Below are 10,114 nucleotides of genomic sequence, written 5' to 3' on the forward strand. Positions count from 1 at the left end.
ATAATCATCTATTAGTAAGCTAAGGTATTTATCTATTTGTAACTTCAATGAATCTTTCAAGCTGATTCAATGCCTTGCCTGAGTCAATGACCTCTTCAGCTAACCTGATTCCATCTTCCAATGAATCCACTCTTCCTGCAACATACAATCCTGCAGCTGAATTCAATAGAACTGCATTTCTTCTTGGACCTTTTTCTCCATTTAAAATAGATAATGTGATTTCTGCATTTTCCTTTGCATCGCCACCAACAAGGTCTTCCTTAGATGAAATGGTCATGCCAAAGTCCTCTGGAGAAAGCTCATATGTCCTTGTCTTGCCATCCTTAAGCTCACATACTGCAGTCTTGTCACTTGCTGAGATTTCATCCATCACATCCAATCCATAAACAACCATAGCAGATTTGACTCCTAAATTTTTCAAAACATCTGTAAGAGGCTCCAGAAGTTCCCTTTCATACACTCCTAAAACTTCCATTGAAGCACCTGCCGGGCTTGTCAAAGGCCCCAAAATATTGAATATTGTTCTGATTGAAAGCTCTTTACGCACCCCTGCAACATATTTCATTGAGAGATGATAGTTTTGAGCAAAGAGGAAACATAAGTTTATTTCCTTTAGGCAACTTAAGCTTTTTTCAGGACTAATATGGATATTGACTCCTAATTCTTCCAGCACATCTGCTGCACCACATTTGCTTGAAGCGGACCTGTTCCCATGCTTTGCCACTGGAACACCTGCTGCGGAAATCACAATGGAAGATGTGGTGGAAATATTGAATGTGTTTGAACCGTCCCCTCCAGTTCCAACAATTTCAACGACTTCCTCATCATTCAATAATCTTACACAGTGAGCCCTCATAGCTTCAGCGGATGCAGTGATCTCATCAATTGTTTCACCTTTCATTGACATTGCTGTTAAGTATGCGCTCATTTGTACTTCACTTGCCTTTCCGCTCATGATCTCATCCATTGTCTCATAAGCTTCCTCATAAGTTAAGTCTTCATGTTTATATACCTTTAAAATTGCTTCTTTAATCATAAAATCCCTTTTTCTTGCTTTTTTAAAAATTCTTAATGTCTGTAACTAATCAATTTTACAAATTTTATAAAAATAATACTTGCTTCTATCCAATTTTATTATACTTTATTTAAAAAATTCTCTATAATTGCTAATCCATCTGGTGTCAATATTGATTCTGGGTGAAACTGTAGCCCATAAACATCAAATTCCTTATGCTTTACAGCCATTACTTCACCATCATCCTCTGATTTGGATATGATTTTCAATGAATCTGGAAGTGTATCCTCCAACAAGCTTAAAGAATGATATCTTCCAACGGTTATCTCATTTGGCAACCTTTTAAAAATTGAATCTGAATCTAAAGAAATTCTTGAAGACTTTCCATGCATCAACCTTTTTGCATATGAAACCTTAGCTCCAAATGCTGTACAGATTGCCTGATGGCCTAAACAGACCCCTAAAATTGGAATTTCATTGTAAAATTCCTTAACTATATCTATGCATATTCCTGCATTTTCACATCTTCCAGGACCTGGAGACAATATAATCGCTTCGGGATTCAAAGCCCTAACTTCATCAATGCTTATCTTGTCATTCCTATAAACCATTATATCCGGATTGACTTCACCAATCAATTGGAATAGATTATATGAGAAACTGTCATAATTGTCTATAAGTAGAATCATTCAATCCCCCCATCTGCCATTCTTAAAGCATCCATAACTGCCCTTGCCTTATTGTTGCATTCAATAAATTCATTCTCAGGAACACTGTCTGCAACTATGCCTGCACCAACTCTTATGAAAACCTTTTTGTCCCTTGCAAATGCGATCCGGATTGCAATGCAAGTGTCAAGATTGCCTGTGAGATCGATGTATCCAATAGCTCCACCATAGATTCCTCTCTTATTGTCTTCAAGCTCATTGATTATCTCACATGCCCTTATCTTTGGGGCTCCAGACAAAGTTCCAGCAGGAAGGATTGAATCAATTGTGGACAAGTAGTCATAATCCTCTCTTAATACTCCTTCAACAGTTGAACCTATATGCATCACATGGGAGAACCTTACAATATCCATATACCTATTTACCTTAACAGACCCTATTTCACTTATTTTACCAATATCATTTCTTCCAAGGTCAACGAGCATATTATGTTCAGCCAATTCCTTTTCATCAGCAAGCAAGTCCTCTTCCAATAATCTGTCTTCTTCATCTGTTTTTCCTCTTGGTCTGGTTCCAGCTAGCGGGAAAGTGTAGACATGATCGTCAACAAGCTTTACAAGGGTTTCAGGACTTGCACCTGCAATCTCTATGTCATCACTTGAGAAATAGAACATATAAGGGGAAGGGTTTGTAGTTCGAAGAACCCTATAAACATCAAACAGGCTTCCTTCAATGTCTGCTTCAATCCTATTGGAGAGGACAACTTGGAAGATATCACCTTCTGTAATGTAATCCTTTGCCTTTTCAACCATATTGCAGTATTCATCTTTTGAAAACAAGTATCTGAAATCAGATTTGAGTTCAATAGGCAAATGTTTTGTAATTTCCTTTCTAATCCTATTTATCTCTTCCAAGGAATCTATTTCCTTCATCTTTTGGCTAGCTTCCAAGGTCTTCTTATTTGTTAAATGATGATTGAAATCATCATCAAGCAAATCCACAATATTATCTGCCTTGATGATGTCCACTATGTCCAAGATGGATTTGCATGCTTCAGCATAGTTCTCTTCAATGGAGTTTTGGTCTTCATCCATTTCCATATTGACTATAACAACAATCTTTTGCTTAAAGTTGTCAAATGCAATTACCTTATCAAAAAGCATCAAGTCAACATCCTTAAAAGCATCCTGATTCTGAGCATCCAGTATAAGTGAAGGTTCACTGTATTTAATGTAATCATAAGAGAAATAGCCTACAAGCCCTCCTGAAAATGGAGGCATCCCTTCAATCTTTGGGGATTTGTTCTCTTCAACGATTTGCCTGATATACTCTCCAGGATTATCGGTTTTGACATTGAAGCATTTGTCTTCCTTATCCTCAATTTCACAATCGCTAAAGCTTGACTTGCCTTTAATAGAGAGATTGCCGTCTTGACAAGTGATTTCAAGAATAGGATTGAATCCTAAGAAACTGTATCTTCCCCAATTTTTAGAATCCTCTACACTTTCAAGCATGTAGCAATGATTGCTTAAGATTCTAAGTCTTCTTAAAACTTCAATGGAAGTTTTTGTATCTGAAAATATCTCGTAGCTAATTGGAATCCTTTTATATGACGAATCCTTAGCTATTTCTTTTGCTTCTTCAATATTGGGGAAAAACACTTTTAATCTCCTTTATTATTATATGTTTAATTTAATTTAATTTTAAATAATGTATACTTTATTATGTATAATGTACTATTTAAATCTTTGTTGTATAAAAATGTACATTAATTAGAAGTCTTGATAATTACATCGATGATAAAAAAATTTAAATAATGATTTAATATAATTATAAACATTATTCAATATATTATAAATAAAATAAATATTTTTAAAAATTATTCAATTAATTATTAACTTCGTTTAGTTTTTAAACTAAGTAAAAAAGTTAATAAATGAATAATCTCATTTAAAATCTAATCAAAAGCCATTGATTTAAAAGGTGGATATCATGAGGATAAATTACTTATCAAGACAAGATATAAAAATCATCCTGCATTATCTTGGATACATTATGGTAGGGATTGGTGCAATTTTGATGCTGCCTATATTCGTAGACCTTTACTACCTTGAACATGCATACCTCATAGGCTTGATTCCACCAGCATTATCAATTGGATTAGGTTTTTTATTTGCTGAAAAGTTTAACGAGTACGATAAGCTTAAATTCAAGCATGGAATGTTCATATCAAGTGTTGCATGGCTATGGGCAGGGCTTGTTGGAGCTATCATAATGATGCTGATATTGGACATATCATTTATAGACGCTTTTTTTGAAAACGTTTCAGCATGGACTGGAAGTGGATTGACCATGTTTGCTGATATAGAATCCCTTCCAAGATCAATACTATTTTTAAGAAGCCTTGAACAGTGGGTTGGAGGATTAGGGGTAGTAATCATTTTTATAAGTCTCCTCATTAAACCGGGAACCTCCGCTTTTAAATTATATAAGTCAGAGGCAAGAGACGATAAGATTAGGCCAAACATTAAGAATACCCTTAATAAAACAATAGAAATATACCTTATTTACACTTTATTCGGCATTTTTCTATACCTTTTGGCTGGACTTCCTCTCTTTGACTCTGTAAATCTTACATTTACAACCATTTCCACTGGAGGAATGTCAATAAAGAATGCAAATGTGGGATTCTATAACGACAACATTGTCTATATAATTACAATGATTTTAATGTTGCTCGGGGCTACAAGCTTTGCAGTCCATTATAATATAGTTAAGACAAAAGGAAAATCCATAATAAATGATATACAATTCCAAGCCATTATCCTAAGCATCATAATCAGCGGAATACTGATTGCAGCAATAACTCACATGGCTCCAATGAATGTGATATTCCATATAGTTTCAGCAGTGACAACAACAGGCGCAAATATTGCAAGTACCAGCGAATTGGCATCTTGGGCCCCTGCCTCATTGATAATTATAATGATGCTGATGGTGATGGGAGGTTCCTCCGGATCAACTGTAGGTGCTGTAAAGACCATTAGGGTAATCACATTCTTAAGAGGCATAAACCTTACCGTTACAAACGTAATTGCCCCTAAAAGAGTTGTTAGCACCAAGATAGCCAACAGAACATTTAATGAAAGGGAAATTAAGGAAGCGTCTTCATACATAATAGTCTATCTGATGTTTTTGATTGTATCATGGATAATAATGACATTCTATACAAATGATCCAATCAATTCATTGTTTGATGTAACCTCCACAATAGGTAACGTTGGATTAAGTACTGGCATTATAAATGGAAGCTTAGCGACATTTCCTAAAATAATGCTGATATTCTTGATGTGGATAGGAAGATTGGAAATCATCCCGATTTTACTTACAATACAATTAGGATTCAGAACATTCGACCAAAGCTTAAAATTAGCTAAAAGAAAGTTCAGAAGAATAATTAACTTAAGATAATGCATAACTTAATTGCCCCCAAATTCTACTCTAAAATCTATCCAAAATCTACTCCAAAATTCATAAAGGTAATTAAGTTAAGATAATACATAACTTAATTACTCATAAAATCATAATTATTATTATTGAAAGTTGAGTGGGGAAAATTAATGGTTAGTCAAGCAAGTCTCATGTACATAACAGAACAAATAATATTCATTATTTTAGCAGTAGTATTCTTCTTTGGACTTTATTTTATAAGTTCATACATAATCAAATATCTCAAGAGAAATAGGCATAACAGATTATTGAATGCAACAGAATATTTGCCTAAGGAAGAGACTCAAACATTAAAACAAGTCTTTTATCTTATAATCATAACACTTTGTTTTGTAGATATCCTTTATTCAATAGTATTTTGGGCATCAGATGACTTTTACAGACATTTCATTTTCTATGATACACTCGTATCTCTGATAGCTTGTTTGGCAATTAAGAAAGATACCACAACAGAAAAAATAATCATGTTATTTTTAATCCCTCTTTCCTCATTGCTACACTCTACCCTTGATGACCCTGCAATATTGTTATTGATATTATTAGCTGTCCACTTTATAGGATTAGCTTATGTGATTAAAGTCTATTACAGCAAATTTATTCATTTTACCGAATCAAATGGACTAGGAATAAGTATCTTATTGTTATTTGGACTTGTATTTGTAAGTTTCATTTTCACATCCTTTGCTGAAGGAAAAAATTTATTGGACTCATTGGTAATGGTATCAAATGCATTCACAAGTAATGGTTATGCGGTATTAGGGGACAGCCCCATAGGTAAATTGAATAGCCTATTCCTTGTTTGGGGAGGATATATCCTATCCGGTGTTGGTACTGCAACATTAACCACAGCACTTCTCTCAAGACACTTCAATAAGAGATTTGAAGAATTGGAAGAGTTAATTAAAAAAAATAACATTAACAATAATGCTGAAAGTTCTGATGATTTAAAAAAAGATGATTAATTAAAAAATAGTTAATAAAAAATAGGATAAATAGGATTAAAAAATAGAAAATAAAATTCCATTCATTTAATTAAAAGTTCGATTAATTAAACAATGGAATAACTAAGCAACTTGTTTTTTAATTGGTGGCACATAGCGTTTAAGCAATAAGGACAAACTAATTACTGTAACTGAGCTTAATGCCATAGCTAGACCAGCCCATTCTGGACGAAAAACTATGCCCCAAATAGGATAAAGTATACCTGCAGCTACAGGAACAAGAATCATATTGTATGCAAATGCCCAGAAAAGGTTTTCCTTGATTCTTGTCATTACCTTTTTAGAGAACTGAATGGAAGCCACCACATTTTCAAGATCTCCTTCCATAATGACAATATCCCCGCTTTCCATAGCAATGTCTGTACCATTTCCCATAGCTACACCGACATCTGCCTGTGAAAGTGCAGGAGCATCGTTAATACCATCACCAACGAATAAGACTCTTTTTCCTTTATTTTGAAGTTCCTGAACTTTATCGAGCTTGTCATTCGGAAGCACATTCGCCATTACATTATCTATTCCAACTGCATTTGAAACGGAACTTGCAGTCTTTTCATTGTCTCCTGTAAGCATATAGGTTTCAATGCCCATCTTATGCAATTCATCAATAGCTGATTTTGAATTTTCCTTTATCTTGTCCATTAAAGTAATTATTCCTTTAATCTCGCCTTCAACAGCCATCACAATAGTTGTTTTTGCTTCAGATACGAAATTGTCGAAATCAGATAAGATATCATCACTTAAACTTACGCCTTCTGATTCCATAAGCTTAAGGTTTCCAGCAAGAACGTTTTTCATCTCACCGCCAATATTTACCTTAGCCTTTAATCCTTTACCAGTGATGTTTTCAAAATCATCCACTTCAAGCAATGAAAGATCTTCTTTTCCTTCATTTGCCAATTGAATGTTATTAGCTTTAAATCTGCTTAATATGGATTTGGCAATAGGGTGATTGGAATTGTTCTCAACACTTGAGAGTATTTGAAGGAATTTTGATTCATCACCATCAAATGCTATGATATCTGATACATCCGGTTTGCCCTCTGTAATTGTACCTGTTTTATCGAATACACATACATCTACATCCTTAGAGCTTTCCAATGTTTCACCGTTTTTGATGAGGATTCCATATTCTGCTGCCCTTCCAACACCTACAGTCACTGCTGTTGGAGTAGCAAGACCAAGTGCACATGGACATGCAACCACAAGAATTGAAATAAGGCAAGTGAGAGCAAACAATAATCCAGAATCTGCTACAAAGTACCATAATAGGAATACGATAATAGCTATTGTAAGGATTACAGGTATAAACCAGCTGACGATTCTATTTGCAAGCCTTTGAACTGGAGGTTTGGATCCTTGTGCTTTTTCCACAAGCTGAATGATTTGTGAGAGCACTGTCTCTGAACCAATCTTTTGGGCTTCAACCTTTAAGGCACCATCCTGATTGATTGTTCCTGAGAATACATTGATTCCTGCCTTTTTAAGTTTAGGAACTGGTTCTCCAGTAATCATAGCCTCATCAACATAGCTTTCACCATCAACTACAATGGAGTCTGCTGGAATCTTTTCACCAGGCTTTACAAGCAGGATATTTCCTATTTCAATGTCTTCAATATCTATTTCCTTCTCAATGGAATTTCCTGATTCATCGGTTGTGACAAGTGTTGCAGTTTTTGGCTGCAATCCAATAAGCTCCTTGATTGATGAGGATGTTTTTCTTTTAGCCCTTGCTTCCAAGTATCTTCCAATAGTCAAGAAGGAAGGAAGCATAACAGCAGATTCATAAAACATGAAGCTTGAATCGAGAACTATGCCAAATGTACCCAATACGCTTGATACGAATGCTACAAGAATACCCATGGAATACATTACATCCATATCAAGGTTTTTATGCTTGAATGAGTTCCAACCTGTCTTTAAGATTGGATAGCTTACATAACAGAATGGGAAAATAGCTATAATCAAGGAGAGCTGACCCATAGTCAATGGAGGAATCATTATATGGAATTGCATGATTGCCATTAAAATTGCTGCAAATACAAGACCTACGATGATTCTATACAATTTGCCTCTTAGATCCTTTTGGTATCTTTCATCTTCATCCATCACATCAAGTTCACCATCAAGACCTATATATTCAAATCCCAACATTTCAATGGTCTTTTGAATCTCCTTAAGGTTTAGCATGTCTCGATAGTACTTTATGGTAACTTTTTGATTGGATAAGTTGGCATTTGCCTCTACAACACCATAAACACGTTTAGGCAAGAACTTTTCAACATTGTTTACACAGGAAGCACAATGCATTCCATCAATTTGAATTACAACTTCATCTTTTGGAACAGTAAATCCAACTGATTCAACGGTTTTATCGATTACATCTGGAGAAATCTTGTCATTCAAAACCATATGTGCCTTGTTGGTATTTAAATCCACATTGATGGATTCCACTTCATCAAGCTTTCCCAGTGATTTTTCAACAAGCAATGAACAGGATGAACAGTGCATGCCATCCACTGGAATATCCAACTCTTTTTGAGCCATTATAATTCCTCCTGATAATCATTAAAAAAACATTTCATGAAATAAAATAAATTATAATAAATTTCTATGAATATATAATCATCTAAATGTAAGTGAAAAAATAATATTGAAAAAAATAAAAAAAATAGTTTAAAAAACCATTTAATTATTCTACATCAAATCCTGCTTCCTTAACAGCACCTGCTAAGTCAACATCAGATACTTTTTCACTATCGTATTCAACTTCCACTTTATTAGCGTCTAAATCTACAACAGCAGATTCTACACCATCTAAATCCATCATGCAAAGTTCAACCGCTTTTGCACATGAAGGACAGTGCATTCCGACAACTTTTACTTCTTTTTTATCGATTGCCATATTTTCACCTTTAAATTCTTAATAATAATCTATTATTGTTTTATATAATTATATATATCGAAACATAATATAAAGTTTTGGTATGCCTAAAAATTAAAATCAATAATGCCTTTAAACAATATTCAATAATTTTGATTTTTAATAAAAAATAATTCATAAAAATAAAAAAATATTGTGGTTTTAAAAAAAATAGTAGGGTATTAAATATAAATAAGAACAAATAATTTATTATGACTAATGCAGATCTTATTCAAGAACTTATGAAACAAGCTAACTTGACTGAAGACCAAGGAAATATCGTTAGCGATATTTTCGCAAACAACTTCTCTGCTGGCGGAGGAGCTGAAGACGTGATAGTTAACTTGATTGCTGAGAAACTGGGAGTGGATAAGGCAAGAGCTAAAGATATTTACACCATAGGTGTAGGTGTTCTCACTACTACCGGTATCTTAGACAAAATAAAAGGGATATTCAAGAGATAATATTTTTATTATCTCTTATTTTTTTTAAAAAAAAGCTATTTTTCTGATTTTGACTGAATTCCCTATTTAATAAACTCTCTTTTTAAACAACTTAAAAAATAGGCTTATGCTTCAATATTTTTCCATCCTGAATTACAGTTAAAATGTTATCATTATTTGCTAAAGACTCTATCTTATCAATTGGATTGTCTTTAACAATGATCATATCAGCTATTTTTCCTGCTTCAATGGAACCTAATTCATTTTCCTGATTGAAGAATTTTGCCCCTTCAATGGTTCCTGCTCGGATAGCTTCAATAGGGCTCAATCCAACATCTACAAGTTGCTTCAATTCTCCAAGGTTTCGACCATGATCTATTACACCACAATCTGAACCCATTAGGAAATTAACTCCTTCCTGGTAAGCAGTTTCTATGTTTTCCTTTTGGATCTTTACGACTTCCTTAAGCTTTTTGATCTTACTATCAGCAAAACTATCCCAAACTGGGAATCCCTCTTCAATAAGGGTATGATGAACAATTAAAGTAGGGGTG

General features: G+C 34.1%; 9 protein-coding genes. 3 read left to right on the forward strand and 6 right to left on the reverse strand.

Features of this window, described 5'->3' with window-relative positions; translation table 11 throughout:
• Window positions 1–28 precede the first annotated feature (28 nt).
• The 3 genes from trpD to Q0409_RS08070 form a co-directional block, all read right to left on the reverse strand.
• The gene (gene trpD, locus Q0409_RS08060; RefSeq protein ID WP_298536856.1) at window positions 29–1,036 is read right to left on the reverse strand and encodes an anthranilate phosphoribosyltransferase; all 1,008 of its coding nucleotides are present in this window, start codon (window positions 1,034–1,036) and stop codon (window positions 29–31) included.
• A gap of 98 nt (window positions 1,037–1,134) precedes the next feature.
• Entirely contained in the window at window positions 1,135–1,704 is a 570-nt protein-coding gene (locus tag Q0409_RS08065; protein WP_298536859.1) for an aminodeoxychorismate/anthranilate synthase component II, read from the reverse strand.
• A complete protein-coding gene (locus tag Q0409_RS08070; protein WP_298536862.1) occupies window positions 1,701–3,344 on the reverse strand; it encodes an anthranilate synthase component I family protein in 1,644 nt (547 codons plus the stop codon). Before Q0409_RS08070 ends, Q0409_RS08065 begins: the two co-directional genes overlap by 4 nt.
• Window positions 3,345–3,675: 331 nt before the next feature.
• Between Q0409_RS08070 and Q0409_RS08075 the strand changes: the two genes are divergently transcribed.
• Both Q0409_RS08075 and Q0409_RS08080 read left to right on the forward strand, forming a co-directional pair.
• Window positions 3,676–5,154, forward strand: a complete 1,479-nt coding sequence (locus Q0409_RS08075; protein ID WP_298536863.1) for a TrkH family potassium uptake protein — start codon at window positions 3,676–3,678, stop codon at window positions 5,152–5,154.
• 149 nt (window positions 5,155–5,303) lie between these two features.
• Window positions 5,304–6,155 carry a hypothetical protein gene (locus Q0409_RS08080; protein WP_298536866.1) on the forward strand — a complete coding sequence of 284 codons (852 nt, stop codon included), beginning with the start codon at window positions 5,304–5,306 and terminating at the stop codon, window positions 6,153–6,155.
• A 102-nt stretch (window positions 6,156–6,257) separates the two neighbouring features.
• Here Q0409_RS08080 and Q0409_RS08085 read toward each other — a convergent pair whose 3' ends face one another.
• Window positions 6,258–8,741: a heavy metal translocating P-type ATPase gene (locus Q0409_RS08085; protein ID WP_298536868.1), complete on the reverse strand. Its 2,484-nt coding sequence runs from the start codon at window positions 8,739–8,741 to the stop codon at window positions 6,258–6,260.
• Window positions 8,742–8,886: 145 nt separating this feature from the next.
• Window positions 8,887–9,099, reverse strand: a complete 213-nt coding sequence (locus Q0409_RS08090) for a heavy-metal-associated domain-containing protein (protein WP_298536871.1) — start codon at window positions 9,097–9,099, stop codon at window positions 8,887–8,889.
• 230 nt (window positions 9,100–9,329) lie between these two features.
• On the opposite strand from Q0409_RS08090, the gene Q0409_RS08095 reads away from it, so the two are divergent.
• Entirely contained in the window at window positions 9,330–9,581 is a 252-nt protein-coding gene (locus Q0409_RS08095) for a hypothetical protein (RefSeq protein ID WP_292788822.1), read from the forward strand.
• 91 nt (window positions 9,582–9,672) lie between these two features.
• Here Q0409_RS08095 and Q0409_RS08100 read toward each other — a convergent pair.
• The coding region (locus Q0409_RS08100; protein ID WP_298536876.1) for an amidohydrolase family protein at window positions 9,673–10,114 on the reverse strand (442 nt) is incomplete at its 5' end.

Origin of the sequence: uncultured Methanobrevibacter sp. (genome assembly GCF_937898925.1) — an archaeon.
Lineage (GTDB): Archaea > Methanobacteriota > Methanobacteria > Methanobacteriales > Methanobacteriaceae > Methanobrevibacter.

Excerpts from the sequence above, each read along its gene's own strand:
- Q0409_RS08090 (WP_298536871.1), bottom strand. The coding sequence starts at position 9,099 with ATGGCAATCGATAAAAAAGAAGTAAAAGTTGTCGGAATGCACTGTCCT.
- Q0409_RS08080 (WP_298536866.1), top strand. The coding sequence starts at position 5,304 with ATGGTTAGTCAAGCAAGTCTCATGTACATAACAGAACAAATAATATTC.
- Q0409_RS08065 (WP_298536859.1), bottom strand. The coding sequence starts at position 1,704 with ATGATTCTACTTATAGACAATTATGACAGTTTCTCATATAATCTATTC.
- trpD (WP_298536856.1), bottom strand. The coding sequence starts at position 1,036 with ATGATTAAAGAAGCAATTTTAAAGGTATATAAACATGAAGACTTAACT.
- Q0409_RS08085 (WP_298536868.1), bottom strand. The coding sequence starts at position 8,741 with ATGGCTCAAAAAGAGTTGGATATTCCAGTGGATGGCATGCACTGTTCA.
- Q0409_RS08075 (WP_298536863.1), top strand. The coding sequence starts at position 3,676 with ATGAGGATAAATTACTTATCAAGACAAGATATAAAAATCATCCTGCAT.
- Q0409_RS08095 (WP_292788822.1), top strand. The coding sequence starts at position 9,330 with ATGACTAATGCAGATCTTATTCAAGAACTTATGAAACAAGCTAACTTG.